General features: G+C 40.9%; 15 protein-coding genes. 13 read left to right on the forward strand and 2 right to left on the reverse strand.

The genetic code is table 11. The features are described from left to right. The first annotated feature begins 246 nt into the window (after nucleotides 1-246). Nucleotides 247-801: a flavoprotein gene (locus tag HHA43_RS12295; RefSeq protein WP_168461401.1), complete on the forward strand. Its 555-nt coding sequence runs from the start codon at nucleotides 247-249 to the stop codon at nucleotides 799-801. A gap of 114 nt (nucleotides 802-915) precedes the next feature. Here HHA43_RS12295 and HHA43_RS12300 read toward each other — a convergent pair whose 3' ends face one another. Next, complete coding sequence (locus tag HHA43_RS12300) at nucleotides 916-1752, reverse strand: pyruvate, water dikinase regulatory protein (RefSeq protein WP_168417467.1); 837 nt, start codon at nucleotides 1750-1752, stop codon at nucleotides 916-918. Between the two features lie 155 nt (nucleotides 1753-1907). Here HHA43_RS12300 and ppsA point away from each other — a divergent pair, with 155 nt between their 5' ends. From ppsA to alr, 12 genes are all read left to right on the forward strand, one after another. Continuing rightward, nucleotides 1908-4286, forward strand: coding sequence for a phosphoenolpyruvate synthase (gene ppsA / locus HHA43_RS12305; protein ID WP_168417468.1), 2379 nt, complete (start codon nucleotides 1908-1910; stop codon nucleotides 4284-4286). 74 nt (nucleotides 4287-4360) lie between these two features. Then, a complete protein-coding gene (locus HHA43_RS12310) occupies nucleotides 4361-5152 on the forward strand; it encodes an RDD family protein (RefSeq protein ID WP_168417469.1) in 792 nt (263 codons plus the stop codon). Nucleotides 5153-5456: 304 nt separating this feature from the next. Then, nucleotides 5457-6530 carry a ubiquinol oxidase subunit II gene (gene cyoA, locus HHA43_RS12315; protein ID WP_168417470.1) on the forward strand — a complete coding sequence of 358 codons (1074 nt, stop codon included), beginning with the start codon at nucleotides 5457-5459 and terminating at the stop codon, nucleotides 6528-6530. 3 nt (nucleotides 6531-6533) lie between these two features. Next, nucleotides 6534-8522 (forward strand): cytochrome o ubiquinol oxidase subunit I, encoded by a 1989-nt coding sequence (gene cyoB, locus HHA43_RS12320; protein ID WP_168461399.1) that lies wholly within the window; start codon nucleotides 6534-6536, stop codon nucleotides 8520-8522. A 3-nt stretch (nucleotides 8523-8525) separates the two neighbouring features. After that, nucleotides 8526-9146: a cytochrome o ubiquinol oxidase subunit III gene (gene cyoC / locus HHA43_RS12325; RefSeq protein WP_168417472.1), complete on the forward strand. Its 621-nt coding sequence runs from the start codon at nucleotides 8526-8528 to the stop codon at nucleotides 9144-9146. Next, nucleotides 9146-9472 carry a cytochrome o ubiquinol oxidase subunit IV gene (locus HHA43_RS12330; RefSeq protein WP_004973158.1) on the forward strand — a complete coding sequence of 109 codons (327 nt, stop codon included), beginning with the start codon at nucleotides 9146-9148 and terminating at the stop codon, nucleotides 9470-9472. Before cyoC ends, HHA43_RS12330 begins: the two co-directional genes overlap by 1 nt. 10 nt (nucleotides 9473-9482) lie before the next feature. Continuing rightward, nucleotides 9483-10361, forward strand: coding sequence for a heme o synthase (gene cyoE / locus HHA43_RS12335; protein WP_168542700.1), 879 nt, complete (start codon nucleotides 9483-9485; stop codon nucleotides 10359-10361). A 331-nt stretch (nucleotides 10362-10692) separates the two neighbouring features. Beyond that, the gene (gene rpsF, locus HHA43_RS12340; RefSeq protein WP_168417474.1) at nucleotides 10693-11082 is read left to right on the forward strand and encodes a 30S ribosomal protein S6; all 390 of its coding nucleotides are present in this window, start codon (nucleotides 10693-10695) and stop codon (nucleotides 11080-11082) included. Between the two features lie 11 nt (nucleotides 11083-11093). Then, nucleotides 11094-11321 carry a 30S ribosomal protein S18 gene (rpsR, locus tag HHA43_RS12345; protein ID WP_004719336.1) on the forward strand — a complete coding sequence of 76 codons (228 nt, stop codon included), beginning with the start codon at nucleotides 11094-11096 and terminating at the stop codon, nucleotides 11319-11321. Between the two features lie 9 nt (nucleotides 11322-11330). Beyond that, on the forward strand, nucleotides 11331-11777 hold the full coding sequence (gene rplI, locus HHA43_RS12350) for a 50S ribosomal protein L9 (RefSeq protein WP_004973150.1): 447 nt from the start codon (nucleotides 11331-11333) through the stop codon (nucleotides 11775-11777). Between the two features lie 220 nt (nucleotides 11778-11997). Continuing rightward, the gene (gene dnaB, locus HHA43_RS12355) at nucleotides 11998-13443 is read left to right on the forward strand and encodes a replicative DNA helicase (protein ID WP_168417475.1); all 1446 of its coding nucleotides are present in this window, start codon (nucleotides 11998-12000) and stop codon (nucleotides 13441-13443) included. A gap of 44 nt (nucleotides 13444-13487) precedes the next feature. Continuing rightward, complete coding sequence (gene alr, locus HHA43_RS12360) at nucleotides 13488-14564, forward strand: alanine racemase (RefSeq protein ID WP_168417476.1); 1077 nt, start codon at nucleotides 13488-13490, stop codon at nucleotides 14562-14564. A 146-nt stretch (nucleotides 14565-14710) separates the two neighbouring features. Here the strand turns inward: alr and HHA43_RS12365 are convergent. Beyond that, the coding region (locus HHA43_RS12365) for an integrase core domain-containing protein (RefSeq protein ID WP_168542702.1) at nucleotides 14711-14851 on the reverse strand (141 nt) is incomplete at its 5' end.

Raw genomic sequence — 14851 nt, forward strand, 5'->3', positions numbered from 1 at the left:
ATTCATAAAAAAAGAGCGTATTTACATACGCTCTTTTTACAGTATTTTAACTTTTTTTGCTTAACTGACTGGCATTAGTTATTGCGAGGCCTTTTTAACTTTAGATACTCAAATTTGCATTTTTTGAACTTTCAATCTGCAGAAATGACTGGTTCGCCTGCACAAAAGACTTTACCAAACAGTACTGCCCTCACAAAATAGAGTAAATGTTCTAATTTATAAAATGAATAAAATAAGGGATTCAGCATGGTCAGTCCTAAACATGACATACATAGACACGCCTTCCAAAACTGCCTGATAGATTTTCAAGAGTTTCAAGGTAAGTGTATTCCTGCTACCGAAGTCAAACCGTCTGATTTTGATGGTTTACATGTGGCTGTAATTGGTGCCAATCAAGACAGCGTGGCACAGCTTGATAAAATTTGTCAACAAGCGGCTTCGGTCAAGGTGTTCCAGATTGCCCCGCATTTTGTTTTGCCTGCCACAGAACGTGGCATACATCGCCTGATTAGCCATCCATTGGTATTTAAAAATCGGCGTTTGTTTAACAACCGCGTTAAAAATATTTTGGCTTTACGTTTTTTAGATGCGCAGGTAAAAGACACTTGGCTCAAACGTCAGCTCACCCCAAACATTGCCGATACACATCAACATTATTTTAAATCTGATCATTATTATGCGGCTTTGCAGCGTGAAAATTGCACTCTGATTACTTGGCCTATTGTAAAAGTCTGTGCGCATAGTGTGCATAGCATCGACGGTCAAAGCCACCCTGTGGATACCATTATCACTACATTTTAAGTCACATCAAAAGCATTATCATTTAAATAAATAATAGCTTAATTTTTATTCTATTTATATCCAATAAAAAAGGGTCAGAATAATATTTTGACCCTTTTAATGATATTAATTTGATTATCCAATTCGACGTTTCAAACCTGTCATTTGTAATACACGAGTTGAAATTTCTTCAATCGACATTTCAGATACATTTAAATACTTAATACCTTCTGAAATATAAATACCTTCAATAGCACGTAATTCCATTTGGCATTGGTTAAAGCTCGCATAACGACTGTTAGCCTTGCGTTCAGTACGGATTGCAACCAGACGTTCTGCATCAATCATTAAGCCAAACAACTTGTGTTTATGTGGTTTTAAGACTGCTGGCAAGCGGTTGTCATCTAGGTCTTCTTCGGTTAATGGATAGTTCGCAACACGAATACCAAACTGCAAAGATAAGTAGATAGATGTCGGTGTTTTACCTGAGCGTGACACCCCAATTAGAATCAGATCGGCCTTGTCGTAATGGCGTGTACGTGCGCCATCATCATTGTCTAAGGCAAAATGCACCGCATCAATACGTGCCTTATATGATTCAGAATCTGTCACTGCGTGAGTTTGTCCAACCAAGGTGGTTGGTGGTGTACCCAATTCCTCTGAAAGCTTGCTAATTAAGCCTTCGAACACATCTAGGTTAATCGCTTTTGCAGTGTTAATAATGTCACGCACATATTGATCTACTAGCGTGTCAAAAACCAAAGGCAGTTGACCATCTTGCTGTGCACGCGCATTAATCTCAGTCACCACATTCATTGCCGCTTCTTCAGACGTAATATAAGGATGAATGTGAATATCAAAGTCTACATTTGGAAATTGCGCTAAGAGTGAATGTCCAAGGGTTTCAGCTGTAATTGCAGTTCCATCGGAAATAAAAAAAACACTCCGCTTAATTTGTTTACCATCTGACATTAAAATTCTCCTTAAACATTTGTCTTAGTGCTATATAATCTTTATAGTAAACCGATCTTACATGACTGTCGCTTAGTAAAATCATATTGCTAAGTAGATTTATTATAATTTCATGACAAGATAGTGATTAATACTGCAAAAGTGGAGTAATAACTTTGGAAGCGCGCGTAATTGGTCTGGAAAAATTAGGGAAGCACGATGTTGAGCTTGTGGGTGGGAAAAACTCATCTCTAGGCGAAATGATCAGCCACTTATCAAACGCTGGTGTATCTGTACCAGGTGGCTTTGCAACAACAGCTGCTGCTTATCGTGAATTTCTCGAGCAAAGTGGCCTAAACGCTAAAATTCAAGCAGAGCTAAAAACGCTCAATGTAGATGACGTGAATGCGCTTGCTGAAACTGGTGCAAAAATTCGTCAATGGATTGTCGACACTCCGCTTACCGCAGCCCTAGAACAAGAAATTCGCGTTGCTTTTGACGCACTCTCTAACGGCAACCCTAATATCGCGGTTGCCGTTCGTTCATCTGCAACTGCAGAAGATTTACCAGACGCATCTTTTGCAGGTCAGCAAGAAACATTCCTCAACATCCGTGGCATCGACAACGTGTTAATTGCCATTAAAGAAGTTTTTGCCTCTTTGTACAACGACCGCGCGATTTCTTACCGTGTACATCAAAACTTCGATCATGATGTTGTTGCATTGTCTGCTGGCGTACAACGTATGGTCCGTTCAGAAACTGGTGCTGCTGGTGTAATGTTCACCCTAGACACAGAATCTGGTTTCCGTGATGCAGTATTTATTACCGCTTCTTATGGCTTGGGTGAAATGGTCGTTCAGGGTGCAGTTAACCCAGATGAGTTCTACATTTCTAAACCACTATTAAAAGCGGGTAGACATGCGGTTTTACGTCGTAACCTTGGCTCTAAACACCAAAAAATGGTGTATGGCGAAGAAGGTGCTGCAGGTAAATCTGTTGTAGTGGTAGATGTAGAAAAACAAGATCGTCAACAGTTCTCTTTAAACGATCACGAACTTCAAGAACTAGCAAAACAAGCTTTAATTATTGAAGAACACTATCAAGCACCTATGGACATTGAATGGGCGAAAGATGGTGACGACGGTCAAATTTACATTGTTCAAGCACGTCCTGAAACAGTAAAAAGCCGTGAAAATGTTGGCACAATGGAACGCTATCTGCTTAAACAAAAAGGTACTGTAATTTGTGAAGGCCGTTCAATTGGTCAGCGTATCGGTTCTGGTAAAGTTCGTGTGGTAACGTCTATTAAAGAAATGGACAAAGTACAAGAAGGCGACGTTTTAGTTTCTGACATGACTGACCCAGACTGGGAACCAGTAATGAAACGTGCTGCTGCCATTGTTACTAACCGTGGTGGTCGTACCTGTCACGCTGCAATTATTGCACGTGAATTAGGCGTACCTGCAATTGTGGGTTGTGGTAATGCAACTGAAGTATTAGCAGATGGTCAAGAAGTCACTGTCTCTTGTGCCGAAGGCGATACAGGCTTCATTTATGAAGGTGCTTTAGATTTTGAAGTTCAAAAGAACTCTATCGAATCTATGCCAAAACTTCCGTTCAAAATTATGATGAACGTGGGTAACCCAGACCGCGCATTTGACTTTGCTCAAATTCCAAACGAAGGGATTGGCCTTGCACGTTTAGAATTCATCATCAACCGTATGATTGGTGTGCACCCGAAAGCATTACTGAACATTGACAGCTTACCACGTGAAACACGTGCAGCTGTAATGGCACGCACTGCGGGCTATTCTTCACCAATCGAATTCTATGTAGAAAAATTGGTTGAAGGTATTTCTACCCTTGCTGCTGCTTTCGCTGAAAAACCAGTGATTGTACGTATGTCTGACTTCAAATCGAATGAATATGCCAACCTTATTGGTGGTAAGTTATACGAACCTGAAGAAGAAAACCCAATGTTGGGCTTCCGTGGTGCAAGCCGCTATGTGTCTGACAACTTCCGTGATTGCTTTGAGCTTGAATGCCGTGCCTTGAAAAAAGTACGTGATGAAATGGGCTTAACTAACGTGCAAATTATGATTCCATTTGTGCGTACAGTTGCTGAAGCAAAACGTGTGATTGAGTTACTTGCACAAAATGGCTTAAAACGTGGCGAAAACGGTCTAAAAGTGATCATGATGTGTGAATTACCAACCAACGCATTGTTGGCTGAACAATTCCTTGAGCACTTCGATGGTTTCTCTATCGGTTCTAATGACTTGACTCAGTTAACCCTTGGTTTAGACCGTGACTCAGGTATTGTTTCTCACTTGTTTGACGAACGTGATCCTGCGGTTAAAGCATTGCTTTCTATGGCAATTCATGCCTGCCGTAAAGCTGGTAAATACGTAGGTATCTGTGGTCAAGGCCCTTCAGATCACCCTGACCTTGCGCAATGGCTCATGGAACAAGGTATCGAATCTGTATCTTTAAACCCAGACTCAGTTTTAGACACTTGGTTCTTCCTTTCTGAAGAAAAAGCTCAACAAGCTTAATAAAACGTGTTAAAAGAAAACCCATGCACCTGCGTGGGTTTTTTTTCAAATTATTATTTTGAGATTTTATATTTATGCAAATTTACTTGGCACGAAATAATCAACAAGCTGGGCCATACACCTTAGAGCAGCTCAACCAAATGCTCGCCAGCCAACAAGTGTTGCTGACAGATTTGGCTTGGCACCAAGGCATGAGCGAGTGGAAAGCTTTAGGTGAACTCACCCAAGGGAAACTTGTATATGAACCACAAGGCTATGTAGCACCGACTTCTGAAGCATCTCCTTTTCAGCAGCCTGAACAGAACTATAGTGCAACTGCAGCACAATATAGCCAATCACAAAATACAAAAACCAAAACAACGCAAACTGAGTTAGCCAGTATCAACAGTCGTGCGCTAGCAAAAATTATTGATATGCTGCTTTGGCTACCAGCAGCAGCTATTCCCTCTTTTTTCTTAAATGCAGATCAATTTGAACAATTGTCTGGCTTACAACAAAAGATGCAAGCGGCAACCACTTCAGATCAAGCCATTCAATTACAAACTGAGTTATTTCAGCTGATTCCTATGCAAGCATGGCAAGCCATTGCAATTTATTTACTCATTATGCTGGGCTTGCAAGCATTCTTACTGGCTAAAAATGGTCAAAGTATTGGTAAGCGTTTAACCAAAATTAAAATTGTAGATGCAGAAAGCAATGAAAAAGTGAGCCTAATGCGAGTCTTTACGATTCGCTCTATCATTTTCATTATTTTGAATATGATGTTTATGCCATTCATCACAATTTTAGATTATGCCTTTGCATTTGGAGCAAAACGCCAAGCTCTACACGATAAATTAGCAAAAACCAAAGTCGTAAAGCAATAATTTTGATTTTTTGGCATACAGGGATGATTTATCATCCCTTTTTATTTACTTCTTTGATAAATAATAATAAATTTTCAATAGTACAAATAATTCCGAGTATCAAAATCGGTTTTTATTACAGGCATTTAAAGCGGCTTTATATATAGCTTAGTTTGTCGATATCAGGCATAATGCCCTACAACGTAGCGGTGTCCGATGATTAAGAAGAGTTTTTCGTGTCTAACGAGGTCTTTTTAATCATGCGACACTTTAATCGCTATCCCATATTAAATTAGGGAATGGGACTCTTCACCGAGGTTGTAAAATGAGACAAACGATTTTAGCTGTATTGTCTTTATCTACGATGGCTGCACTTTTAACAGGGTGTGGTGGTGATTTAGTACTTCTGAACTCAAAAGGTCCAGTTGCTTCAGGTCAAAGTAACCTGATGATGACTGCGATTTACCTAATGCTATTGGTGGTTATTCCATCTGCAATTATGGCATTGTGGTTCGGTTGGAAATATCGTGCATCGAATAAAGACGCAGACTATCAACCAACATGGTCACACTCAACTGCAATTGAAATTGTAGTTTGGGGTATACCTGTTATTATTATTTGTATTTTAGCTTGGTTAACTTGGTGGGGTTCCCACAAGTACGACCCTTACCGTCCGCTAGAATCCGACAAAGCTCCTTTAACTGTTCAAGTTATTGCTGAACAATTTAAATGGATCTTTATCTACCCAGAACAGAACATTGCGACTGTTAACGAATTACGCTTCCCAGAGCAAACGCCTGTAAGCTTACGTTTAACATCTAACTTCACAATGAACTCGTTCTTTATCCCTGCATTATCTGGTCAGATTTATGCAATGGCGGGTATGCAAACTCACTTGAACGTTTTAGCAGATAACACGGGCGAATTCCGTGGTTTCTCATCTAACTATTCAGGTTATGGTTTCTCGCAAATGCGCTTTAAAGCTCACTCTGTAACTCAAGCTGATTTTGAGCAATGGGTAACAGCTGTTAAAGCAGGTCAAGGTACGACGATTAATCCTCAAGCTGTTCAAAAAACAGTTTTAGATCAAGCTGAATTTGCTTCTTTACGTGACGGTAACCGTTCGCAGAAACAAATTGATGCAATGGTTCGTAATGCCAAAACTGAATTAGAGAAAGAACTTGCTGCAACGGCTTTAAAAGAAGGTCCATATAAGACTCAGCCACATCCTGTGACTTATTACTCTTCTGTTGAGCAAGGCTTGTTTGAATCAGTGATCAATAACTATATGAGTAACTACCATGGTGCTGACCATTCAGCTCCTGTAGTGGCTGGTGAAGCGCCTGCTTCTGAAACTCATGTAGCAGTTGAACATGCGACTGCTTCTCAAGGGGAATAAGACATGAGCTTATTAGGTAAGTTAGGTCCAGATGCAATTCCTTACGATCCAATCGTATTGGTTACTGTTGCAGCGATGATCTTAGGTGGCCTTGCAGTTGTTGCTGGTATTACCTACTTCAAAAAATGGGGCTACTTGTGGAACGAATGGTTCACATCTGTAGACCATAAAAAAATTGGTATCATGTATATCTTTGTATCTGTAGTCATGCTTCTTCGTGGCTTTGCAGATGCGATCATGATGCGTCTTCAGCAGTTCCTTGCAAAAGGTGGTGGTGAAGGTTATTTACACCCAGAACACTATGACCAGATTTTCACCGCTCACGGTGTGATCATGATCTTCTTCGTGGCAATGGGTCTTGTTGTTGGCTTAATGAACATCTCTGTACCATTACAGATTGGTGCTCGTGACGTAGCCTTCCCATTATTGAACTCTTTAAGCTTCTGGTTATTTGCTGGTGCTGCGGGTCTAGTAATGGTTTCACTTGCATTAGGTGAATTCGCTGCAACTGGTTGGATGGCTTATCCTCCACTTTCAGGTATCGAATACTCTCCAGGTGTTGGTGTTGACTACTATATTTGGGCACTACAGGTTTCTGGTCTAGGTACGCTATTAACGGGTGTTAACTTCTTCGTTACCATCATCAAAATGCGTGCGCCTGGCATGAAACTTATGGACATGCCTATTTTCACTTGGACATCATTAGTTACTTCGGTACTTATCATTGCAACTTTCCCAGTTTTAACTGCGACAATTGCGATGTTAACGCTTGACCGTTACTTCGGTTTCCACTTCTTTACCAACGACATGGGTGGTAGCCCAATGTTGTATGTAAACTTGATTTGGACATGGGGTCACCCAGAAGTATATATCTTAGTATTACCAGCATTTGGTATTTACTCTGAAGTAACTGCGACTTTTGCGCGCAAAACTTTGTTCGGTTACAAATCAATGGTGTACGCAACCGTTGCAATTGGTGTGTTATCACTTGTTGTATGGGTTCACCACTTCTTTACCATGGGTGCAGGTGCCAACGTTAACGCGTTCTTCGGTATCATGACCATGATTATTGCGATTCCTACTGGTGTGAAAATCTTCTCTTGGTTATTCACTATGTACAAGGGTCGTATTACCTACACTACCCCAATGCTATGGACACTTGGCTTCCTTGTGACTTTCGGTATCGGTGGTTTAACAGGTGTATTAATGGCAGTTCCACCAGCGGACTTCCTTGTACACAACTCTTTATTCTTGATTGCTCACTTCCATAACGTAATTATTGGTGGTGTTGTATTCGCGATGTTCGCAGGTATCATTTTCTACTGGCCAAAAATGTTTGGTTGGAGACTGAATGAGACTTGGGGTAAAGCAGCATTCTGGTTCTGGTTCTTCGGTTTCTACTTTGCATTCATGCCGTTGTATATCCTTGGTTTCATGGGTATGACACGTCGTTTGAATACTTATGACAACCCTGAATGGGATCCGTACTTGTCAATCGCGTTCTTCGGTTCTGTGTTAATTGCTATCGGTTTATTCTGCTTCGTTATGCAGATCGTGGTTGGTTTCTTACAACGTAACCAACGTTTAGACCTTACAGGCGATCCATGGGATGGTCGTACGCTTGAATGGGCGACTTCTTCTCCAGCACCGTTCTATAACTTTGCTCACCTTCCAAAGATCAATGGTATTGATACTTTCTGGACTGACAAAGAAAATGGTGTTGCATACGCGCGTCCAACGAAGTATGAAGACATCCACATGCCAACCAACCGTGCAGCTGGTTTCATTATTGCAATGTTTATTACAGTAATGGGCTTCGCGTTAATCTGGCATATTTGGTGGTTAGTATTCGTTACCTTTATCGCTGCAATCATCAGCTTCATCGTGAGTTCATTCACGAAGAAAGTGGACTACTATGTTCCTGCTGCTGAAGTTGAGCGTATTGAAAACGAACGCTATGCGATCCTTGAAAAACACTTGAAGAAGGACTAAGACATGGCTGAAGTACTTCATCACGACAACCACGGACACGATGAGCATCATCACCACGATGATACCGACATCACCGTCTTTGGTTTCTGGACCTACTTGATGAGTGACCTTGTAATTTTCGGTACACTCTTCATCGCGTTCGCTGTATTAAGTAGCCACGTTCCAGTAGGCACTCCAACAGCTCAAGATTTGTTTGGCGAGTCATTAGGCTTCGTTCTTACAGAAACTTTTGCCCTGTTGATTTCTTCTGTAACTTTCGGTTTTGCCGTTTTAGCTGCTTACAAGAAAGATGTTGCTAAGGTTTTAACTTGGTTAGGTATTACCTGGATTTTCGGTGCGATCTTTATTGGTATGGAACTTTATGAGTTCAACCATTTAGTTCATGCTGGTCATGGTCCAAGTGTAAGTGCGTTCTTATCTGCGTTCTTTACTTTGGTTGGTACGCACGGTATTCACGTAACTTCAGGTTTAGTTTGGATGATCGTGTTAATGATTCAAATCAAGAAATATGGTTTGACTCTTCCTAACATGCGTCGTTTAGCTTGCCTAAGCTTGTTCTGGCACTTCCTTGACATCGTTTGGATCTGTGTATTCAGCGTAGTTTACTTGATGGGAGTTCTCTAATGAGTCACGATCACAACTCTGCTGGTGCATCACACGGTAACACTAAGCAATATACGATTGGCTTTATCCTATCTGTTATTCTTACCATTATTCCTTTTGGTATGGTAATGGCAGGTGGTTTTGGCCGTGGTATTTTGATCACTGTTATTTCGATTACAGCAGTTGCTCAGATTCTTATTCAATTAATTTATTTCTTGCATATGAATTCTTCTTCAGAGCAACGTTGGAACGTGATTGCATTCGTGTATACCATTCTGACCATTGCCATCCTTTTGGTTGGTTCTGTATGGATCATGAACTACCTACACTACAACATGATGATCTAAACTGGTTGTCATGCTGAAAAAGTATTTATTCCTGACAAAGCCAGGAATTCTCTTTGGTAATTTCATTACCACTTTGGGTGGCTACTTTGTAGCTGCCCAAGGTTCTGTAGATTTCCTTCTCCTACTGCTTACTCTGCTTGGTACAACACTTGTTGTCGCCTCAGGATGTGTGGTCAACAATATTATTGACCAAGACATCGACCAAAAAATGCAACGCACACAAAACCGTGCATTAGTGAAAAAAACTGTTTCTGTTCCAATTGCGCTGATTTATTCGGTTGTATTGGGCTTAATCGGTTTTAGTATTTTATGGTTTGGAGTTAATGCATACGCTTTTCTTTTTGCGCTGATTGGTTTTGTCGTATATGTGGGCTTTTATAGCCTATGGACAAAGCGCACAACAATTCATCAAACCATTGTTGGCAGTATTTCAGGCGCAAGCCCACCTGTCATTGGTTATACTGCGGTTGCAAACCAGTTTGACTTAGCTGCACTGCTGATCTTTCTAGGCTATGCACTTTGGCAAATGCCCCACTCCTGGGCAATTGCAATTTACCGCTTTGATGATTACAAAAATGCCAATATTCCAATTTTGCCAGTAGCGCGTTCCATACTGCGTACCAAAATTGAATCACTGATTTATGTCATGTTGTTTACTATTGCCATGAACGGACTGTTTGTATTTGGTTATGCAAACTGGCTGTATTTGGTTATTTTAAATGCGCTCTGCATCTATTGGTTGTATTTGGGCATTATTGGTTTTAAAGCAGAAAATGATCAATTATGGGCAAAACGCTTTTTCCTATTTTCGGTTATTTTAATTACTGTTGTGAGCCTATGTTTTAGCTTTACGGCAACTGCGCCAACCACGCAAATCATACTTTTTTAAAAGATAGAGTTCCGCTCTATCTTTTAATGGAGTACCTGCCCTCTTTTCACACGCTGTACTTTTCTAGAATTTTTTCATTTTCTTCAATAAAATTTTCAATATACTAACTTTATAAAAGTTAGCTACATACTATTATTCATTTATTTCATCCATTAAACCAATAGATTCTGCTAATAAACAAATCTCGCGATCATTACTCACACAAAGTCTTGTATTTACTTGGCAAAAGCACTAAAATTCACGCTTCGCAATTTTGCGACACAACTTCGGTTGTGACTCCTTGCTTCTGATTAAATTAGTCAGGGGCTGCATAAACCGTAAGGAGCTGACAATGCGTCACTACGAAATCGTACTTTTGGTACACCCAGACCAAAGCGATCAAGTTGTGGGTATGGTAGAACGTTACCTAACTCACATCAAAGAAGCTGAAGGTCAAATTCACCGTTTAGAAGATTGGGGCCGTCGTCAATTGGCTTACCCAATTAACAAAATTCACAAAGCGCACTACATTCTTATGAACGTTGAATGTGGTCAAACTACGCTTGATGAGTTAGAAGAATTGTTCCGTTATAACGACGCGATCCTTCGTAGCTTAATCATCCGTCGTGAAAACGCTATCACTGAAGAGTCATTATTGGCTAAGAGTGCTGAAGAAAAACGTGCGCGTAAAGCTCAACGTGAAGAAGCACAACAAGCTAACCAAGACTCTGCTGAAGCTTAAGGAGAACATCAATGGCACGTTTTTACCGTCGTCGCAAGTTCTGCCGCTTTACAGCTGAGAACGTTACGTACATCGACTACAAAGATATCGATACACTAAAACAGTACATCACTGAAAATGGCAAGATTGTTCCTAGCCGTATTACAGGTACTAAAGCTCGTTACCAACGTCAATTAGCGCTTGCTATTAAACAAGCTCGCTACTTAGCGTTGATCCCTTACACTGACAATCATAAGTGAGGTTGAGCTGTGGATATTATCTTATTACAACGCATTAAGAACCTTGGTAAATTAGGCGATAAAGTTTCAGTTAAAGCTGGTTACGGCCGTAACTACTTAATCCCTCAAGGTAAAGCAGTTGCTGCTACTGAAGCGAACACTGCTGCTTTTGAAGCTCGTCGTGCTGAACTTGAGAAGCAAGAAGCTGAAATTTTAGCTGCTGCTCAAGCACGTGCTGACCAATTGAACGAAGTTAACATCGTAATCACTGCTAAAGCTGGTGATGAAGGTAAACTATTCGGTTCTATCGGTACTCGTGACATCGCAGACGCGTTAACGAATGCTGGTCTTGAAGTTGACCGTGCAGAAGTTCGTTTACCAAACGGTGCGCTTCGTCACACTGGTGAATTCAACATCGCAATCCAATTGCACCATGATGTTGTTGCTGAAGTTCTCGTTACTATCGTATCTGAGTAATTTTACGCAAAAAGAAAGAGCATGCTTAACGCATGCTCTTTTTTTGTCTTTCATATTTACCCCGCCTTTTCTAATTCGCATTTGACTTATCCTTCGCCAAAATCTACTCGCTTTTTTTTCTAGAGGGCGTATCATCGTGAAGTGGAAAGTAGCTTGAGTTTTAAGTTCTCTCCCCCATGTATTATTCAGCGATTTACTGTTTTAAAAATCAGGGATTTATATGTCACAGGCGAATGCCAGCGCAAAGCAACATACTACAAAGTCTGATCTAAAACCGAATGAGAACAGCCCCTTAAAAGAGTTCCGCACACCACCGCACAACCTAGCCATTGAGCAAGCTGTTTTAGCGGCATTAATGACTGTGGCCGAATCTTTTGAGCAAGTGGGTGATGTCTTACAAGAATCTGATTTTTATGCAACGCGCCACAAATATATTTTCCGTGCGATTGATTCTCTTTCTAAAGAAAACTCGCCTTATGATGCCGTATTGGTAAATGACTGGCTCATTAAACAGAATTTGCTTGAAGCCGCAGGTGGCGAAGAATACTTGATGCAACTCATGGCAGATTCACCTTCTAGTTTTTATAACCTAGAAACCTATGCCACGAAAATTAAAGAATTCTCTACTCTTAGAAATATGATTAAAGTTAGTTCTGAAATTTTACAAAATGCCTATGACACTAAAGGCCGTAGTGTCAGTGAAATTTTAGACTTAGCCGAAACTAATATTTTCCAGATTGCTGAACAACACAATAACAATGCCAAAGCGCAAGGCCCTAAAGCAATTTCCAGTGTTGTTGCCGATGTATTTGACAAGCTAGATGAGCTTTCCAAAATGGAAGGCAACATTACAGGCTTAACTACGGGCTTTGTAGAGTTAGACAATAAGACCTCAGGGATGCAAGCGGGTGACTTGATTATTGTTGCTGCACGTCCATCTATGGGTAAAACCACTTTTGCTATGAACTTGGTCGAAAGTGTCTTGTTCAATAATGACTTACCTGCCCTTGTGTACTCAATGGAAATGCCTGCTGATTCAATTGCGATGCGTTTGATTTCTGCTTACGGTAAAGTGCATCAAGGCAATTTACGTTCAGGTAAACTCAGTGGCGATGAATGGTCCAAAGTCACAGGTACGATTTTACAACTGCAAGAAAAGCATTTGTATATTGATGACTCTTCTGCCCTACCACCAACGGAAGTTCGTGCACGTGCACGGCGTATAGCCAAACAACATGGCGGTAAAATCGGTTGTATCATGGTCGATTACTTACAATTAATGAAAGTCCCTGGCATGGGTGATAACCGTGTTGGTGAGATTTCAGAAATTTCACGTAGCTTAAAAGCTTTGGCCAAAGAAATGAACTGCCCTGTGATTGCTTTGTCGCAGTTGAACCGTTCTTTAGAAAATCGACCAAATAAACGCCCCGTGATGTCTGACTTACGTGAATCTGGTGCGATTGAGCAGGATGCTGACTTGATCATGTTTATTTACCGTGATGAAGTCTACAATAAAGAATCTAAAGAAGCAGGTACAGCCGAAATTATTATTGGTAAACAGCGTAACGGCCCAATTGGTACGGTACGTTTGGCATTTGAAGGCCAATACACCCGTTTTAGTAACTTATCCCCTGAGTATTATGCTCAGTACGATGATGAGGAATAATCCCCAGCATCATTATTTTCACAGACCCTGTAGGAGTATTTAGGGTGCGCCAAGCAACAGTTTATATTGACAGTCAGGCACTGCAATATAATTTAAACCGTGTCAAACAACTTGCCCCAACAGCGAAAATTGTCAGCATGGTCAAGGCCAATGCTTACGGACATGGTGTAAAAGACTGCTTAGCAGCCTTAAAAGACAGCGATGCCTTTGGTGTCGCTTGTGTGGAAGAAGCTTTAGAAATCCGTGAATTAGGATATACACAGCCCATTACCCTCATTGAAGGCGTTTTTGCCAAACATGAAATGCAGCAAGTCTTGGCACACAAACTTGAATGTGTGGTGCACCATCAAGCCCAGCTAGATTGGTTACTGCAGCACAAAGCCGATTATATTGCACAAGGCTTAAAGGTTTGGGTCAAACTCAACAGCGGTATGAATCGTTTAGGTTTCAAAATTCCAGAAATTATAGATGTAATTCAGATGCTGAAAGCTGAAGGGTTTACTTGTGTATTGACCATGCACTTTGCCAATGCCGATGGTGATCATGCATTAAATGATCAACAGGTCGCCCAATTTTTGCATGTCAAAGACAATTGCCATCCAATTTTAGCTTCATGCTGTAATTCTGCTGCAATCTATCGTTACCCTGAGTTGCATTTTGACTATGTACGCCCTGGCATCATGCTATATGGCGCAACGCCTTTTGCTGCCCACAATGTGCATGCTCTCGATTTAAAACCAGTGATGACGCTCAGTGCAGAAATTATTGCTCTGAATCAAATAGATGCTGGCGAGCATGTGGGCTACGGCTCAACCTTTACCGCAGAACAAAGCATGCAGATTGCCATTGTTTCAATTGGTTATGGCGATGGCTATCCACGCACATTTACGCAGCCGAATTTTGTGGCGATCGGCTCAAAACTTACACCTGTCCTTGGGCGTGTGTCTATGGACATGATTGCCATTGATGTGACTGGTTTAAATGTCGATTTAGGCACGCAAGTTGAGTTATGGGGCAAGCACCGTTTAGTAGATGATGTTGCTACAGCCAATGGTACGATTGGTTATGAACTCCTCTGTCGTTTAAGCCCACGTCCGCAACGTAAAACAACTGCACTTTAAATATTCTTTATATAGCTTTGTTAAATGGCATGTAGCTAGATCGCTACATGCCATTTCATTTTAATATGTCTATCTAAGTGAATAAAGAGGTGGTTCCACTTGTTTGAACAACTAAAAGCGTATTTATAAGTGATATTCCGCTCTAGTTAAGCCACCTTGTTTTGTTGGGGGAGCTGATCATAGTAAAACTCATTTGGTGTCATTTTGTCTAGACTCGAATGAGGTCGTTTCAGATTATAAAACTCAAAATATGCACTCAATTGCTTTTTCGCATCTGTGACACTGCT

This window comes from Acinetobacter sp. A2, from assembly GCF_012371325.1.
Lineage (GTDB): Bacteria > Pseudomonadota > Gammaproteobacteria > Pseudomonadales > Moraxellaceae > Acinetobacter.

Coding starts and splice junctions, on each gene's coding strand:
- HHA43_RS12300 (WP_168417467.1), bottom strand. CDS start 1,752: ATGTCAGATGGTAAACAAATTAAGCGGAGTGTTTTTTTTATTTCCGAT.
- rpsR (WP_004719336.1), top strand. CDS start 11,094: ATGGCACGTTTTTACCGTCGTCGCAAGTTCTGCCGCTTTACAGCTGAG.
- rpsF (WP_168417474.1), top strand. CDS start 10,693: ATGCGTCACTACGAAATCGTACTTTTGGTACACCCAGACCAAAGCGAT.
- dnaB (WP_168417475.1), top strand. CDS start 11,998: ATGTCACAGGCGAATGCCAGCGCAAAGCAACATACTACAAAGTCTGAT.
- cyoE (WP_168542700.1), top strand. CDS start 9,483: ATGCTGAAAAAGTATTTATTCCTGACAAAGCCAGGAATTCTCTTTGGT.
- cyoC (WP_168417472.1), top strand. CDS start 8,526: ATGGCTGAAGTACTTCATCACGACAACCACGGACACGATGAGCATCAT.
- HHA43_RS12310 (WP_168417469.1), top strand. CDS start 4,361: ATGCAAATTTACTTGGCACGAAATAATCAACAAGCTGGGCCATACACC.
- cyoB (WP_168461399.1), top strand. CDS start 6,534: ATGAGCTTATTAGGTAAGTTAGGTCCAGATGCAATTCCTTACGATCCA.
- HHA43_RS12295 (WP_168461401.1), top strand. CDS start 247: ATGGTCAGTCCTAAACATGACATACATAGACACGCCTTCCAAAACTGC.
- cyoA (WP_168417470.1), top strand. CDS start 5,457: ATGAGACAAACGATTTTAGCTGTATTGTCTTTATCTACGATGGCTGCA.
- HHA43_RS12330 (WP_004973158.1), top strand. CDS start 9,146: ATGAGTCACGATCACAACTCTGCTGGTGCATCACACGGTAACACTAAG.